Genomic DNA, 16,372 nt, shown 5'->3' with positions numbered 1-16,372 from the left:
CCATCCGACAACAATAAAAAGAGAGGCTGCAACATGATTACAACCCTGGGTTTCCTGATGATGCTTGCCATTATCGGGCTGATATTGCTGCGCCGGATCAGTCCGGTGGTGGCGTTCACCACCCTTCCCGTGGTCGTCTGCCTGCTTGCCGGCTTCAATCTCGCGCAGATCGGCGAGTTCATCAAGGCCGGCCTGATCACTGTCGCGCCGACCGCCGCGCTGTTTCTGTTTGCCATCCTGTTCTTCGGCATCATGCGCGACCGTGGGTTGTTCGATCCGCTGGTCAACCTGTTGATCCGCAGCACGGGCGGCAAGCCCCTGGCGGTGGCGCTGGTTACCGTTCTGGTGACTTCGGTGGTGCATCTGGATGGCGTCGGCGCCGCGACGTTTCTGCTGACGATCCCGGCACTGCTGCCCTTGTACAAGCGCCTGAACATGAGCCCGACGATGCTGTTGTGCCTGGTGGGAACCACGGCCGGGGTCATCAATATGGTGCCCTGGGGCGGCACGACTGCGCGGGCCGCTGCCGTGTCGGGGCTCGATGCCACCGAGCTGTGGCTGGGGTTGCTGCCGGTGCAGCTGGTGGGCCTGGTGTGCATGCTCGGGGTGGCGACGATACTGGGGTCGCGCGCGCAGCGGCGCCAACCGATGTCGCTGGGTGCGGCCGCGACGCGTGACATGGACGACCTGCAAATGCAAAGCCGCGAATTCAGTCTGTCTCCCCGGCAGCTGCGCTACTGGCTGAATGTGGCCCTTACCGGCGGCATTCTGCTGTGCCTGTTCACCGGTATCTTTCCGCTGTACGCCTGTTTCATGGTGGGATTGGGCATCGCCCTGCCCTTGAACTTCCCGTCCCTCGACGCCCAGGCCGAACGCCTCAAGGCCCATGCGTCCGATGCGTTGCAGATGGTTCTGGTGATGATGGCCGCTGCCGTGCTGCTGGGCGTGCTCTCCGGGGCGAAGATGTCAGACGGCATGGCCTTGGCGCTGATCGACATCCTGCCCGCCGGTGCTGCCCAATACCTGCATGTAATTGTCGGGTTCTTCGGCGTCCCCCTTGGGATGATCTTCTCACCGGACGCCTACTATTTCGCCCTGCTGCCGGTGATCAAGGACGTCGCCATCGCCGCTGGCGTTCCTCTCGAAGCGGTGGCGCGGGCCATGCTGATCGGTGAGAACACCGGCTTCTCCATCAGCCCGGTGGTACCCAGCGTGTATCTGGCCCTGGCACTGTCCGGCGTAGAGTTGCGCAAGCACATGGCCTATACGTTTTTCTGGGCCTGGGGCGTCAGCCTGGTAATGCTCGCCTTTGCCGTGGCAACCGGGGCTGTACAAGTCTGAAACTCAAGGGTGGGTTTGGAAGATCAGCGACCGATGTACCCCCGAGCCCGCCCTCACCCCATCGCCAACGGCCAGCGCGACCGAGCCGAACGGCATGGCCGCATCGCCGCAGGCAAATATGCCCGGCACGCTGGTTTCGCGGGTCATCGGGTCACTCTGGATGAATGCGCCAAGCGGACCCTCTTCGAACACGCAGCCCAGGGCGGCCGCGAGTGGACTGGCAACCCGCGTACGCGGCAAGACGAACAGGCCGTCGATGGCAACCACCCGACCGTTGGCCAGTACCACGTCGGCCCGTTCGCCTTCGATACGCGCCACTCGCTCGGTCACAACCGTAGCGCCACGCTGATCGAGGCTCGCCTGTTGCTCCGCATCAAGCGCCAGCACGCCATTGGTGAAGAACGTCGTCGGCCCCCAGTCGGGCAGCATCAAGGCGTGGTGCAGCGACATCGGCGAGGTTGCGAGAACGCCGATCGGCCCTTGGTCCAACTCGTAGCCGTGGCAATACGGGCAATGGAAGACGCTTTTGCCCCAGCGCTCGGTCAGCCCGTGCACGTCGGGCAAGTCATCAATCACGCCTGTGGCCAGCAACAGCCGGCGGGAACGGTAACGCATGCCGGCTGCGGTCTCGACAATAAAAGCCTCGGCATCCCTGCTGGCTTGGGTCGCGGTGTCGCATACCCAATCAACCGTCGGGTACGCCATGAGCTGAACACGGGCGTCGCCGGCTATATCGTCTGGGGCACGACCGTCCTGCCCGAGAAAGCCATGGGAAGTCGCGGCGAAGCGATTGCGACGCTCACCCGCGTCGATCACCAGCACCTTGCGCCGGGCGCGGGCCAGTTGCAGACCCGCGGACATACCGGCATAGCTGCCGCCTGTAATGATGACGTCGTATTCCATGGGCGATCTCCAAGAGTGGTTTTTATGGCGCGGCAAGTCTCGACACATCGTAAGTTTCTTGAAAAGCCACTGTCAACCGTCTCGTAACTTTTGCGATTACAAGTAATACTCACCCTCGCCCCAGTCATGGAATCTGTCAGCCCGATGAGAAACGACACACGCCTGTCCCGCATGCTCCATGTATTGATCCACATGGATCGCCACCAGCAATCCGCCACCTCCGACACCCTCGCGCAGATGCTCGGCACCAACCCGGTGGTCGTGCGCCGGACCATGGCATTGCTCAAGGAACAGGGTTACGTCACGTCGGAGAAAGGCCATCGCGGTGGTTGGGCCCTGGCCAAGCCGCTCTCGGAGATGACGCTGCTGGATATTCATCAAGCGTTGGGCAGCACATCGATCTTTGCGCTTGGCCTGTCGACCGACCACCCGCAATGCCTGGTGGAACAAGCGGTGAATGCGGCGCTGACGGACGCCTTCGACGAGGCCCAGGCGTTGCTGCTCAAGCGTCTGGGCAGCATTACCCTGGCGCAGTTGGCCGAGGATTTTGATGCGCGGTTTCGGGGCGCCCCCGAGGGCGAGCCTCACCACTGATCCCTGTGGGCCGAGCCTGCAAATGAAAACGCCGCTCAATGAGCGGCGTTTTTGTACCTCACCAGACAGCGTCCGGTTTACAGCGCCATGTCGGCCGCTGGGTTGGCCTCGCGAGGAGCAGCCGGTTGGGCCGGCGCTACCACGGTGCCTGGCTTGCCGATAGCCGGTGGCGGGTCCAGTTGCAGGACTTCGCTGGTGTAGGCCCATTCCTGTGCGACGCGCTCAGGATTGTCGTTCAGCTTGGTGCCGTAGCTCGGTACGATCTGGCGCAGTTTTTCCTGCCAGGCCGGGGTGGCTACCTTGTCCTTGAAGACCTTCTCAAGCACGGTCAGCATGATCGGTGCAGCGGTCGAGGCGCCTGGCGAGGCGCCCAGCAGACCGGCGATGCTGCCGTCCTGGGAAGCGACGACTTCGGTACCGAGTTTCAGCACGCCGCCCTTCTCTTCGTCACGCTTGATGATCTGCACGCGCTGGCCGGCTTGCCACAGGCGCCAGTCTTCCTGCTTGGCGTCCGGGAAGTATTCCTTCAGCGCGTTGAAGCGGTCCTCATCCGACAGCATCAGCTGGCCGGCAAGGTATTCAACCAGTGGGTACTGTTCGATACCGACCTTGGTCATCGGCCACACGTTGTGGGTCGTGGTGCTGGTCAGCAGGTCGAAGTACGAACCGTTTTTCAGGAACTTGGTAGAGAACGTGGCGAATGGGCCAAACAGGATCACGCGCTTGCCGTCGAGCACGCGGGTGTCCAGGTGCGGAACCGACATCGGTGGCGCGCCAACCGAAGCCTTGCCGTACGCCTTCGCCAGGTGCATCTGGGCGACGGTCGGGTTTTCGGTGACCAGGAACGAGCCGCCCACCGGGAAACCGGCGTATTCACGGGCTTCTGGAATGTCCGACATCTGCAGCAGGTGCAGCGCGCCGCCACCGGCACCGATGAACACGAACTTGGCGTCGGTCTCGGTTTCGGTACCGTCTTTCAGGTTCTTGTACGAAACGCGCCAGGAGCCATCCTCGTTGCGAGTGATGTTTTCCACTTCGCTGGACAGCTTGAGCGAGAAGTTCGGCCTGGTTTGCAGGTGGGCAGCGAACTGGCGGGTGATTTCGCCGAAGTTCACGTCAGTACCCAGTGGGCTCCAGGTGGCCGCGACTTTCTGGCTCGGATCACGCCCTTGCATCATCAGCGGAACCCACTTGCTGATCTGCGCAGGGTCTTCGGAATACTGCATGCCGGCGAACAACGGGCTGGCCTGGAGGGCGTCGTAGCGCTTCTTCAGGAAGGCGATGTTCTCGTCACCCCACAGGAAACTCATGTGCGGGGTGGAGTTGATGAACGAGCGCGGGTTCTTCAGCACGCCGTTCTTGACCTGCCAGGACCAGAACTGACGGGAAATCTGGAAGGCTTCGTTGATTTCGATAGCCTTGGAGATGTCGACCTTGCCGTTCTTGTCTTCCGGCGTGTAGTTCAGCTCGGCCAGGGCGGAGTGCCCGGTGCCGGCGTTGTTCCAGCCATTGGAGCTCTCTTCGGCAACCCCGTCCAGGCGCTCGACCATTTCCATGGTCCAGCCCGGCTCCAGCTCATTGAGCCAGACGCCAAGGGTCGAACTCATGATGCCGCCGCCAATGAGCAAGACATCCACTTTTTTCGGCTCGGCGGCGTGCGTGGTCGCAAGACCCATCGCCATCGCCAGGCCCAGCAGCGCCGTATGTGTTTTCTTCAACATGTGTGTATCCCTAGGGTGGAACGCCATTCCGTCCCCCAATCCTGTTCAAGCAGGGTCCGCACCCATGCCGGCATGGCCAGCGGGCGGGGATTGATGGACTGGAGGAAGGACCTACAGGGGCCGAGCAATATCGGCCTCACATTTATGTCTCTCCGGCGCTGACTTCTTGTAGGTCTTGGCTTCAGCTGGGTGAGGGACACTGCAAAACGGTCTGGATCGGGCCTGCCAAGGCCGTGCCCGATTGTCGCAGCGGGGGGAGTTTACAGAAGGAAATAAGCAGACCGAAGCGCATTTTTGCATTCGAGGTAAAAACGCCGACCAAATGACGGCGTTTTAATGGCTCGATTGCGCGCCGTGAATACGCGCTCCGCCCCGAAATCAGAGGTACTTGAGGATCGCGATGTCGCGCCGACGTTGTTTCAACGCGGCGAACCAACGCGTTGGAAAAAACAGGGCGACACTCAACAACACGCTCCACAACCAGACCATCGGCAAGTGGTCGAAGCCGAAATAAGCGCCCTGATTGGTGCCCCAGATAAACACCGCCAGCAGGTACATGGCCTTCAGCACGTACAGGTGCAGCAGGTAGAAAAACATCGGAGCGCCGCCATAGATGGCCAGGATCGCGATGCTGCCCTTCGCCTGGGCTTTTTCGAAAAGCGCCAGCAGGATCAGGCCCACCGCCAGCGTCGGCATCAGGAACATCAGCGACGGCGGGTACTTGGTCGCGCTCATGAAACTCATGAAGGTACGCAGTGCATCCCCGGTCTGGAGCCAGGGTTTGTCACCGTAGACGTTGAGATAACGGATAAACACGAACGCCACCAGCAAGCCGATGCCAACCTTGAGCAGGCGCCGCACTCGCATGGCCGCTTCGATGTCCTTGCCGAACCATGGCCCGATCGCCCAACCCAGCAGGATCACGCCGATCCATGGCAACACCGGGTAGGTGGTGCGTGCCCGGGTGAACTCGGTGATCTCGATGAACGACCGCTGGTGAAGAATCGACCACGGCACGAAAAACGGCGAGTCCGGCCCCAGCACCACACCATCCAACAGGTTATGCCCGGCAACGATGGCAACGCCCAGCACGATCAGCCAGCTGCGTTTGAAGTGCAGCAACGCCGCCAGGGCGATCATGCAGATGCCGATGCACCAGATGACCTGCAGCCACAAAGTCTTCGGCGGAAACTCGGCGTTCCAGGCAAAACAGACGAAGGTGAGCTCCAGAAACACCAGGAACAGGCCACGCTTGAGCAGGAACACCGAAGTCTCGCTGGCGGTGTGTTTCTGGCTGTAGAGCCAGGCCGACAAACCGGTAAGGAAGATGAACACCGGCGCACAAAGCGTGCTGAGCAAACGAGTGAAAAAAAGGTCCGGGGTCACGCTCAATGCGTCGATCGGGTCCGTGACCTGGCGGTGCAGCAGGAAGGTTTCGCGGACGTGGTCGACCAGCATCAGCAACATGACAAAACCCCGCAGCGCATCGATGGCGAGCAGGCGCGTCGCGGTTGTTGCGGTACTGGAGGCGAGGGTTGGAGCGATGACAGCGGACGGGCTTGTCGCGCTTGGGGATAGGCTCATGGCGATACTCAGGAGTCGTGGGGCTTTGCAGGATCAGGAATGAGAATTCCTGGCAAAAGAAAGAGGATAACATAACACAAAGTATTGTTATCCATTCCGATGCCTTTGTGGGAGCGAGCTTGCTCGCGATGGCGGTGGGTCAGCCTGAACATGTTTGCCTGACACTCCGCTATCGCGAGCAAGCTCGCTCCCACAGGTTTAATTGAAGGCTGACTACCCCAACAACTGGCTCAACACCGCCCGCAACTTGCCCGGCTTGACCGGTTTGTTGAGCAGCGGCGCATTCAGCTTGCGCAAGGCACGGCGGCACTGGTCGCTGCGGTCGGCGGTGATGATCACAGCGGGGATCGTTTGCTGGAAATGTTCGCGTAGGTGCTTCACCACCTCGCAGCCGACCACCCCATGGTCGAGGTGAAAATCCGCCAGGATCAGCTCCGGTGCGCGGCCTTGCAGCACCTCGAAGGCGCCCGCTTCGTCGGTGGCGGTCAGCACTTCGCACCCCCACTGCCCGAGCAGTGCCGCCATGCTCTGCAAAATGCTCAGCTCATTGTCGATGACCAGTAACCGGCGCCCGGGCAACGGGTTCCCGGCGACAGCCTGCGCAGGCGCCTGAGTCAGGGGCAGTGGCTTTTCGGCAGACAATGGCACGTCGATGCTGAACACCGAGCCGCGTCCGGGTCGCGAACGCACCCGCACCCGGTAGCCGAGGATATGAGCGATACGCTCGACGATCGCCAGCCCCAGGCCGACGCCCTTGCGGTCCGCCGCACGGCCGACGTCCAGTTGGTTGAACTCGAGGAAAATCGATTCCAGGCAATCGGCGGCAATGCCCCTGCCCGTGTCCCAGACCTCCAGGCTCAAGCGCCCTCCCCGGCGCCGCGCCGCCAGGAGGATGCCACCCTGGTCGGTGTAGCGACAGGCGTTGCTGAGCAGATTGCGCAGGATGCGGGTCATCAAGCGCAGGTCGGTCAGCACCGCCTCATCGACGAATCGCACGCGCAATTCCAGGCCCGCGGCGCCGGCCACCGATTGGAACTCCGACACCAGCGGCGCGAGCAGCTCATCCAGCCGATACGGCGCCGGGTCGGATTTGACGGCGGCCTGGTCGAGCCGGGAAATATCCAGCAGGTCGGTAAGCAGGTCCTCAGCACCTTCGAGCGCCTGGTGCGTGCGTTCCACCAGCAAATGCTCGGCGGCAGGCATCTGACGTTCACGCAATGTAGCAATCAGCAACCGCGCGGCGTTGAGCGGTTGCAGCAGATCGTGGCTGGCGGCGGCCAGGTATTTGTCCTTGCTGCGATTGGCGGCCTGGGCGGCGTCCCGGGCATCGCGCAGCTGTTGCTCGACCAACTCGCGCTGGGCGATCTGCTGTTGCAGGTTGTGGTTGGCCTCCAGCAACGCATCGGTGCGCTCCGCCACCCGTTGCTCCAGTTGGTCGTTGAGTTGCTGCAGATGCTGGCGGGCCTGTTCCAGTTCGGCGAGACGCGCCGCCAGCTCCGGGTAATGGCTCTTGCGCGTCGAATGATTGCCCAGTCCCAGCAGCCCGGCGAGGGCCTTTTGCTGTTCGTCAGAGGGCTTCGCCATAGACAACCTCGACATCCCGCTGGCTCGACTCCCGTGGATTGGTAAGGATGCACGGGTCATGCATGGCGTGTTGCGACAGGAACGGGATATCCGAGGTACTCACCCCATGCAAGCCGAGGGTTTCGTGGAAACCGATGGTGTGCTTGAGGGCAATCAGGTGTTCCACCAGCCGCGTGCGGATCTGTCGATGGTTGAGCCCGCGACAATCGATGCCCAGGGTTTCGGCAATCACCTTGAAACGCTCCGGCGCCGAGTTGTAGTTGAACGCCACCACATGCTCCACCAGCACCGCGTTGCACAAGCCATGGGGCAGGTCGAGGAAGCCACCGAGACTGTGGGACATGGCATGCACCGCGCCGAGGATCGCGTTGGAAAACGCCAGCCCGGCCTGCATGCTGCCGAGCATGATCTTCTCGCGCAAGGCGACGTCGGCCGGGTTGGCGATCATCTGCACCAGATGGGTGTTGATCAGGCGCATCGCCTCCAGCGCGTGAGGATCGGTCAACGGCCCGTGGCCGGTGGAGACGAACGCCTCGATGGCATGCACCAGCGCGTCGATACCGGTACAGGCCGAGAGGAACGGGTCCATGCTCAGGGTCGTCTCCGGGTCGATCAACGACACATCCGGCACCGCCGCCTTGCTGACGATGGAAAACTTCATGCGCTCCTGCTGGTTCGAGATGATCACGAACTGCGATACATCGGCCGAGGTGCCGGCCGTGGTCGGGATAAGGATCAGCGGCGGGCTGGGTACCTGCAGGGTGTCGACGCCTTCGAATTCGAGGATGCTGCGACCGTGGGCGACGACGATGCCGATCGCCTTGCCACAGTCCATCGGGCTGCCACCACCGACCGCGACGATCACGTCGCAGTGGTTTTCACGGTACGTCTCGGCGCCGAGCATGACTTCCTCGACCCGTGGGTTGGGCGAAACGTCGCTGTAGATGCAGTAATCGATGCCCAGGGCTTGCAGGCTGGCTTCGACATCACCGACCCAACCGGCGGCGATAACCCCGGGGTCAGTGACCACCAGCACCTTGCGGGCACCGAAGGTCTTGGCGTAGTTGCCGACATTGTGCCGGCAGCCGGCACCGAACATGATTTCAGGAGAAACGAACTTGCGCAGCGGGCTGAGGCTCATTTTTTCAGGGGGGCTCATCGGTAAGCCTGTTGTTATTGTCGTGGGATACCTTGAGCCTAAAGCATCGCGCCGTGAATGCAATCCGACCAATGGGTAGCCCGGCCCGAACGTGTCAGGCCGGGCCGGCACTCATCGGTTGGCGAAGTACATCGTCACTTCAAAGCCGATACGCAGGTCGGTGTACGCGGGTTTAGTCCACATGGGTCTTTCCTCTTCTTGTACCGGGCGATTCCGGCAGGTTCATTAATGCACGGGGGCGGCCTGGGGCCGAATGCTACTTTCGAAGGAGTGCACGGGGTGCGTTGGTATTAGCAATAGCGATTACCGTGGCGAGGGAGCTTGCTCCCGCTGGGCTGCGCAGCAGCCCCAAAAATAGCCGCTACACAGTCAATGCATTGCCTTGAAGAATGGGGCCGCTTCCGCGGCCCAGCGGGAGCAAGCTCCCTCGCCACAGGGCTCAGTCAATGGACGCGGCGAGGATCAGAAGAACCCCAACGGATTGACGTCATAGCTCACCAGCAGGTTCTTGGTCTGCTGATAATGGTCGAGCATCATCTTGTGCGTCTCACGCCCGACGCCGGACTTCTTGTAGCCGCCAAACGCGGCATGCGCCGGGTACAGGTGGTAGCAGTTGGTCCAGACGCGCCCGGCCTTGATTGCCCGGCCCATGCGGTAGGCGCGGTTGATGTCGCGGGTCCAGAGGCCGGCGCCGAGGCCGAACTCGGTGTCGTTGGCGATCGCCAGGGCTTCGGCTTCGTCCTTGAAGGTGGTCACGCCCACCACCGGCCCGAAGATTTCTTCCTGGAACACGCGCATCCTGTTGTGGCCCTTGAGCAGGGTCGGCTGGATGTAATAGCCGCTCGACAAGTCGCCTTCAAGGCGTTCCGCCGCGCCACCGGTGAGCAATTCGGCGCCCTCTTCCCGGGCAATGTCCAGGTACGAAAGAATCTTGTCGTACTGCTGCTCGGACGCCTGGGCGCCGACCATGGTCTCGGTGTCCAGCGGGTTACCGCGCTTGATCTGCTGGATCTTCTTCAGCACCACTTGCATGAATTCGTCGTAGATCGACTCTTGCACCAGCGCCCGGGATGGGCAGGTGCAGACTTCACCCTGGTTGAAGAACGCCAGCACCAGGCCTTCGGCGGCTTTCTCGATGAACGCCGGCTCGGCCTGCATGATGTCTTCGAAGAAGATGTTCGGCGACTTGCCGCCCAGTTCCACGGTGGACGGGATGATGTTTTCGGCGGCGCATTTCATGATGTGCGAGCCGACCGGTGTCGAGCCGGTAAAGGCGATCTTGGCGATGCGCTTGCTGGTAGCCAGGGCTTCACCGGCTTCGCGGCCGAAGCCGTGGACGATGTTCAGGACGCCGGCTGGCAGCAGGTCGGCGATCAGTTCGGCGAACACGGTGATCGACAGCGGCGTCTGCTCCGCCGGCTTGAGCACGATGCAGTTGCCGGCGGCCAGGGCCGGGGCGAGTTTCCAGGCGGCCATCAACAACGGGAAGTTCCACGGGATGATCTGCCCGATCACGCCCAGCGGTTCATGGAAATGGTAGGCCGTGGTCAATTCGTTGATTTCGGCGGCCCCACCCTCCTGGGCGCGGATGCAGCCGGCGAAATAACGGAAATGGTCAGCCGAGAGCGGTACGTCGGCATTGAGGGTTTCGCGCACGGCCTTGCCGTTGTCCCAGGTCTCGCTCACGGCGAGGAGCTCCAGGTTCTGCTCGATACGGTCGGCGATTTTCAACAGCACCAGGGAGCGATCCTGGACCGAGGTTTTGCCCCAGGCGTCGGCAGCGGCATGGGCGGCGTCCAGGGCCTTGTCGATGTCGGCGGCGCTGGAGCGCGGAAACTCGCCGATGACTTCGCCGTTGACCGGCGACGTGTTGGTGAAGTACTCAGCGTGGACCGGCGGAACGAATTCACCGCCGATGAAATTGCCATAGCGCGGCTTGAAGGAAACGACGGCGCCTGGGGTTCCGGGTTGTGCGTAGATCATGATGGGCCTCTGCCTGGTCGATGCCTGTCGCGGGACAGGCGATAGGCCGATGGTAGAGAGCCCCGCGCGATGGACGAATGCGTCATTGGCAGGGGGCGCTCTCGTTATTTGGTCGTAGGTTTGTGGACTTTCCGAAAGAACGGGAACGAGCGCTGCTCTTGTGGCGAGGGGATTTATCCCCGCTCGAGTGCGCAGCACTCGCAGAAGTTTTGGGGCCGCTTCGCAGCCCAGCGGGGATAAATCCCCTCGCCACAAAGGCAGCACTTTACTCAATGACAACTCAGCGCTTGGCCACCAGCTCTTTCGGCAACTTGAACGTCCAGAGCATGCCGCCCTGGTTGAAGTCCTTCACGCGCTTGGCCACTTCGCCGCCCCACAGCGGTACCGCGCCGCCCCAGCCGGAGACCACCGAGACGTACTGCTCGCCGTCCATCTCCCAGGTAATCGGCGAGCCGAGCACGCCGGAACCGGTCTGGAACTCCCAGACTTTTTCCCCGGTCTTCGCGTTGAAGGCTTGCAGGAAACCTTCAGGCGTACCGGTGAATACCAGGTTGCCCTTGGTGGTCAGCACCCCGCCCCACAGCGGCGCGAAGTTCTTGTGGCGCCAGACTTCCTTGCCGGTCTTCGGGTCGATGGCCCGCAGCACGCCGATGTAATCCTCGTTCAGTGGCTTGATGGTGAACCCGGCGCCGAGGAACGCCGCGCCTTTCTTGTAGGCGATGCCCTCGTTCCAGATGTCCATGCCCCACTCGTTGGACGGCACGTAGAACAGACCGGTGTCCTGGTTATAGGCCATCGGCATCCAGTTTTTCGCGCCGAGGAATGCCGGGGCAACAAACACCGAACTGCCCTTGGCTTCGCTGCCCGGTGCGCCCGGGCGGCTGGTGTCTACGTAGATCGGGCGCCCGTCCTTGTCCAGGCCGGAGGCCCAGGTGATCTTGTCGACGAATGGGAAACCACGGATGAACTTGCCATTGGTGCGGTCGAGCACGTAGAAGAAACCGTTACGGTCGGCCGTCGCCGCCGCCTTGATGTCCTTGCCACCGTCCTTGTAGTTGAACGAGATCAACTCATTGACGCCGTCGTAGTCCCAACCGTCGTGTGGCGTGCTCTGGAAGTGCCACTTGATGGTGCCGTCGTCCGGGTTCAGCGCCAGGCGCGACGAGGAATAGAGGTTGTCGCCAGGGCGCAGGTGGGAGTTCCACGGTGCCGGGTTGCCGGTACCGAACAATAGGAGATTGGTTTCCGGATCGTAGTAACCGCCCAGCCAAGGCGCCGCCCCGCCGGTTTTCCACAGATCGCCGGGCCAGGTCTTGCCGGCCTCGCCGCCGGAGATACCATTCTCCACAGCCTTGCCGTCCTTGTAGACGTAGCCCATGTGGCCTTCCACGGTCGGCCGCGTCCAGAGCAGTTCGCCGTTTTTCGGGTCGAAAGCGCTGATCTGCCCAACCACGCCGAACTCGCCGCCCGCCACGCCGGTGATGAGCTTGCCATTGACGACCATGGGCGCGGCGCTGATGGAATAACCTTCCTTGTGATCAGCGACTTTTTTGCTCCACACCACCTTGCCGGTGTCCTTGTTCAAGGCCACCAGCTTCGCGTCCAGGGTGCCGAAGAACACCAGGTCGCCATACAGCGCTACGCCACGGTTGATCACGTCGCAGCAGGGGCGTATGTCATCGGGCAGGCGCGCATCGTATTGCCAGAGTTTCTTGCCGGTGCGTGCGTCCACCGCGAACACCCGCGAATAGGAGCCCGGTGAGGTACATCACCCCGTCCTTGATCATCGGCTGGGCCTGCTGGCCGCGCTGCTTTTCGCCGCCGAAGGAAAACGCCCAGACCGGCCGCAGATCCTTGACGTTATTCACGTTGAGGGTGTCGAGCGGGCTATAGCGTTGGCCCTGCACCCCCAGGCCGTTGGTCACGACTTGCTGCGGATTTTTCGGGTCCTGGAGAATTTCCTGGTCGGTCACGGCGGCCAAGGCCGAGCCGGACAGCAGCATGGCACTGAGCAGCAGGCTCACGGCGAAGGATTGGCGACGTGCGGGATGAGTCATGACGGCTACCTCTGCGGTTATTGTTATACCCGGGAAATTTTCCCGGTCTGCCACAGATTCTTGGGCTCGGGGCCGTCGCCAACAATTGCCCGCAGTGTTGAGTTTTCTAGTTCCTTGGTACAGGCCGCCACCCCTGTGGCGAGGGGATTTATCCCCGCTGGGCTGCGAAGCGGCCCCAAGACCTAAAACTCCATATGCCAGACAGATCCAGGGGGCCGCTTCGCGCCCCAGCGGGGATAAATCCCCTCACCACAGAAGCCTCTCACCGCCGCAGTTACTGGGGCTTTGTGTCCACCCGCCTCATCCCCGCCCGCTCATAACGCGGGTAAAGATGGCTGACACTGCGAATCAGCTCATAACGGCTCAGGCTGATCGCGGCGAAGCGCTCGGGGATGGGGCTGCGGATCATCTCGGCCATGTCGTCGCCCCGGGCCGCGCCGTCGCGCATCAGTTGGTCGAGCCAGCCGAGGTAGTCGCGCATCTGCGCGAATGGCCGAGCATCGGCCGCCAGCGGACCATGACCTGGCACGACCTGCTTCCATGGCAGGCCCTGCAAGGTGTCCAGATCCTTGAGCCATATCTCCAGGCCAGGGCTGTTCGGCGTGGTCAGCGCTCGCTCATAAAACACCAGGTCGCCGGCGAACAGCACGCCCGTGGTTTCATCAAGGATCGCCAGATCCGCCCCGGTATGCCCGGCCAGCGCCAGCAAGCGCAACGAATGCTCACCCACCTGCAGCGTGCCGGGGCTCAACGCCTGCGTCGGCAGTACCACTTCGGTGCCACGCATCCAGTCGCCCACCAGCCGGTACATGTTTTCCGCCATTGCGTCGCCCTGTTGTCGCAGCAGATCGCTGGTGCCGGGCAGCGCCCCGATGGGCACATCGCTGAAGGCCTGGTTGCCCAACACATGGTCCGGGTGATGATGGGTCAGCAGCGCCTGGATCACCGGCTTGTCAGTCGTCGCGGCGATGGCCTGGCGCAGAGCCTCGCCGTAGCGCTTCGACGGTCCGGTGTCGATGACCACCACGCCGGCCTCGGTGACGATGAATGCGGTATTGACGATATTGCCGCCGTTGGCCTTGGCGAAATTATCCGTGCTGCCTTCCAGCAGCCACGTGCCCTCGGCGATCTGCCGTGGCTTGAGCGAATACTCGGTGGCGGACCAGGCCGGCAGGCACAGCCCAAGACAGATCAGCATCAACCAGCGCATGGCGTGCTCCTTGTGGTCAGGGAATGGCTGCGTCGAACTCGTTGCCGCTGTTGTCGCGCAGCAACAGGCGGGTCTGTCCCGGGCCCTGGATGTCGAAGCCCAGGGAGGGGTTTTCGCTGACCGCCGGAAACAGCTCCAGGCGCGCCAACAGCTTGCCGTCGGCATCCAGCAGCCGGGCCTGGTTGATGAAAAACTCCGGGATGCCGCTGACCAGGCCGTTGTCCATGGGGTGGGCAACCTGCAGACGCAGGCGACTCGAATCGCCCCGCGGGTAGCGACCGCCCAGCACTTCGCCCAAGTGCTCCTCCCAACCCGGTTGGGTGCGCACGACGCTGGGCGCGGTGCAGCCGCCACCCGCCGCGTCGATCAGCGTCGAACCGACGTGCCACAGTCCGTCGCGGGTCTGCACCGCCGCACGCAATGGCGTGGCTTGCTCGATGCGAATACGGATCGACAGCCAAGGCAGCACCCGTTCCGAGGGCTGGAAGTCGACAATTTTCGGCAGCGGGTTCAGTTCGGCCCAGGCCAATATACGCACGACGTCGCCGGCAAAGGCGCGGGCATCGATTTCCAGCGGCACCTGGCGCGCGTCTTCGGCAAACGGTGGCGCCAGCAGCCGGACTCGCTGGTCGAACACAAACGGCGCGTCCGCCAGCAGTTGCTTGTGATAGAAAGCCCACATCACCGAAGGCACCGGGTCCTTTCCCGGCTCGATCGCGCTCGCCATCAACGGCAGGCAACACCACAGCAGGCCCCACGCTCGCCAGTTCATCGCTGCGCTCCTATTGATACATTTCCGGCACTTCGTAGCGCAGGCCATAGCGGGCATACACAGCCTTGAGGCTGCCGTCGCGGATCAAGGCTTCCAAGGCTTCCTCCACCGCATAGGCCAGTTGCCGATTGCTTTCGTGCACGGCCATGCCGATTTCCCAGCGCTGCTTGCCCATGTTCGGATAGGCGTTCTCTGCCAGGGCCAATTGCGGATCAGCCACCCGGTGCACCTGCCAGTCGATTTCCCCGCGCATCGCCATGACGGCATCGACCTCCCCGGCCTGCATGGCCCCGAAGGCCTTGGCAACGCTGGGGTAATGGCGGGTCTTGGCACTGAGCATGCCGTTGAACACAGACGTCAGGTAGAACGACGGCACGCTGTCGACTTCAACGCCAATGGGGTGTTGCTGGAACACCGCAACGCTGCCCACCGAGTCCAGTCGACGCCGGTCGTACGCCACTTGCCAGCATTCCTGCTGATACGGACCGAACATCACGACCTGGGCGTTCTCCAGCTCGCCAACGTCGTTGCGCCTTTGCACATAGTCATGGTCATAAGGCACTCGCATCATCAGATCGGCCAGTTGCCGATCGTGCAGCGGACTGCTGCGCCAGATGTAGTCGCGCAAGTCGTCGTCGAGCTTTTCGCCGGGCGGTGCCCAGAGCAATTTCAGCCGTACCCCCAGGGCGTTGGCCAGGGCCTGTGCCAGCTCGACGTCAACACCCCGCGGCTGGCCCTGGTCTTCAAAGCTATAGGGAGCGAAATCCTTGTAGACCGCGACCTTCAATTCACCGGTGGCAATCATCTGGTCATAGCTGCGCACCTGCGCCTGCACCGCCTGGCCACACAGCAGCAGGCTGCACATCACCCACGCGAACAGGCGCATGGCAATTACTCCTCGACGTGCACGCTGTCCAGGTAGGTACGCACCGCCCACAAGGCTTCCTGGCTCAGGTAGTCGGCCATTTTCGGCATATACACCCGGCCATCGCGTACCGCGCCATGGCGCACGCGTTCGACAAACCATTCATCGCCAGCCTCGGCGGCGTCGAGCATGCGCAAGTCCGGGGCGATACCGCCGGACTTGGCCTCCAGGCCATGACAGGCCGCGCAGTTCTGGTTATAGGCCGAGGCGCCGATCTCCACGGCTTTTTCGCGTTCGGGAGAATTGCGATACGGGTTCTGTGCCGCCCAGCCGTCGGCATCCAATGGCAGGTTGGTGTCCTTGATCGGCGTCAGCCCTTGGGTTTCCACTGCCTGGGGCACTACGTTGCCATGGGCCCATGCCGAGCCTGCGCCAGTCAGCCCTATCAGCAATGCGGTAGCGATGATGGCGTTGCGTTTTGTTGTCATTGTTATGCCCTCGAAATTGCACGCAAGACCTCCTCGCAGAGGCCGTGCCGTCATCTTAGGAAGCGCCCGCCGCCGGCCGAATGCTGCTTTGGTGGCCGGGGTCTAGTTCCT

General features: G+C 62.4%; 13 protein-coding genes and 1 pseudogene. 2 read left to right on the top strand and 12 right to left on the bottom strand.

Annotation, left to right across the window (positions count from 1 at the left end; genetic code table 11):
* Positions 1 to 33 precede the first annotated feature (33 nt).
* Positions 34 to 1,341 (top strand): CitMHS family transporter, encoded by a 1,308-nt coding sequence (locus PSH78_RS12515; protein WP_305500869.1) that lies wholly within the window; start codon positions 34 to 36, stop codon positions 1,339 to 1,341.
* A 3-nt stretch (positions 1,342 to 1,344) separates the two neighbouring features.
* On the opposite strand, the gene PSH78_RS12510 is transcribed toward PSH78_RS12515, so the two are convergent.
* Positions 1,345 to 2,244: an NAD(P)/FAD-dependent oxidoreductase gene (locus PSH78_RS12510; RefSeq protein ID WP_305500867.1), complete on the bottom strand. Its 900-nt coding sequence runs from the start codon at positions 2,242 to 2,244 to the stop codon at positions 1,345 to 1,347.
* A gap of 144 nt (positions 2,245 to 2,388) precedes the next feature.
* Here PSH78_RS12510 and PSH78_RS12505 point away from each other — a divergent pair, with 144 nt between their 5' ends.
* Positions 2,389 to 2,838, top strand: a complete 450-nt coding sequence (locus tag PSH78_RS12505; RefSeq protein WP_305500866.1) for an Rrf2 family transcriptional regulator — start codon at positions 2,389 to 2,391, stop codon at positions 2,836 to 2,838.
* 77 nt (positions 2,839 to 2,915) lie between these two features.
* Here the strand turns inward: PSH78_RS12505 and mqo are convergent, their stop codons facing one another.
* The 11 genes and pseudogenes from mqo to pedF form a co-directional block, all read right to left on the bottom strand.
* Complete coding sequence (gene mqo, locus PSH78_RS12500) at positions 2,916 to 4,559, bottom strand: malate dehydrogenase (quinone) (RefSeq protein WP_305500865.1); 1,644 nt, start codon at positions 4,557 to 4,559, stop codon at positions 2,916 to 2,918.
* Positions 4,560 to 4,937: 378 nt separating this feature from the next.
* Entirely contained in the window at positions 4,938 to 6,143 is a 1,206-nt protein-coding gene (locus PSH78_RS12495; RefSeq protein WP_370871100.1) for a DUF1624 domain-containing protein, read from the bottom strand.
* A gap of 213 nt (positions 6,144 to 6,356) precedes the next feature.
* A complete protein-coding gene (locus PSH78_RS12490) occupies positions 6,357 to 7,727 on the bottom strand; it encodes a hybrid sensor histidine kinase/response regulator (RefSeq protein WP_305500863.1) in 1,371 nt (456 codons plus the stop codon).
* Positions 7,711 to 8,868 carry an alcohol dehydrogenase-like regulatory protein ErcA gene (gene ercA / locus PSH78_RS12485; protein WP_305501237.1) on the bottom strand — a complete coding sequence of 386 codons (1,158 nt, stop codon included), beginning with the start codon at positions 8,866 to 8,868 and terminating at the stop codon, positions 7,711 to 7,713. Before ercA ends, PSH78_RS12490 begins: the two co-directional genes overlap by 17 nt.
* Positions 8,869 to 8,997: 129 nt before the next feature.
* Entirely contained in the window at positions 8,998 to 9,069 is a 72-nt protein-coding gene (pqqA, locus tag PSH78_RS12480; protein WP_003243383.1) for a pyrroloquinoline quinone precursor peptide PqqA, read from the bottom strand.
* Between the two features lie 279 nt (positions 9,070 to 9,348).
* Positions 9,349 to 10,869 (bottom strand): aldehyde dehydrogenase family protein, encoded by a 1,521-nt coding sequence (locus tag PSH78_RS12475; RefSeq protein WP_305500861.1) that lies wholly within the window; start codon positions 10,867 to 10,869, stop codon positions 9,349 to 9,351.
* Positions 10,870 to 11,149: 280 nt separating this feature from the next.
* Positions 11,150 to 12,926 (bottom strand): annotated as a pseudogene (locus tag PSH78_RS12470) (PQQ-dependent methanol/ethanol family dehydrogenase).
* A 274-nt stretch (positions 12,927 to 13,200) separates the two neighbouring features.
* Positions 13,201 to 14,136 (bottom strand): quinoprotein relay system zinc metallohydrolase 1, encoded by a 936-nt coding sequence (locus tag PSH78_RS12465; protein ID WP_305500860.1) that lies wholly within the window; start codon positions 14,134 to 14,136, stop codon positions 13,201 to 13,203.
* A gap of 16 nt (positions 14,137 to 14,152) precedes the next feature.
* A complete protein-coding gene (locus PSH78_RS12460; protein WP_305500859.1) occupies positions 14,153 to 14,908 on the bottom strand; it encodes a quinoprotein dehydrogenase-associated SoxYZ-like carrier in 756 nt (251 codons plus the stop codon).
* 10 nt (positions 14,909 to 14,918) lie between these two features.
* Positions 14,919 to 15,794, bottom strand: coding sequence for an ABC transporter substrate-binding protein (locus PSH78_RS12455; protein ID WP_305500857.1), 876 nt, complete (start codon positions 15,792 to 15,794; stop codon positions 14,919 to 14,921).
* A 5-nt stretch (positions 15,795 to 15,799) separates the two neighbouring features.
* Complete coding sequence (pedF, locus tag PSH78_RS12450) at positions 15,800 to 16,261, bottom strand: cytochrome c-550 PedF (RefSeq protein WP_305500856.1); 462 nt, start codon at positions 16,259 to 16,261, stop codon at positions 15,800 to 15,802.
* Positions 16,262 to 16,372: the final 111 nt, after the last annotated feature.

This window comes from Pseudomonas sp. FP198 (assembly GCF_030687895.1).
Taxonomy (GTDB): Bacteria; Pseudomonadota; Gammaproteobacteria; order Pseudomonadales; family Pseudomonadaceae; genus Aquipseudomonas.
The sequence above is the reverse complement of the archived record's forward strand: the minus strand, read 5'-3'. Positions and strand labels throughout refer to the sequence as shown.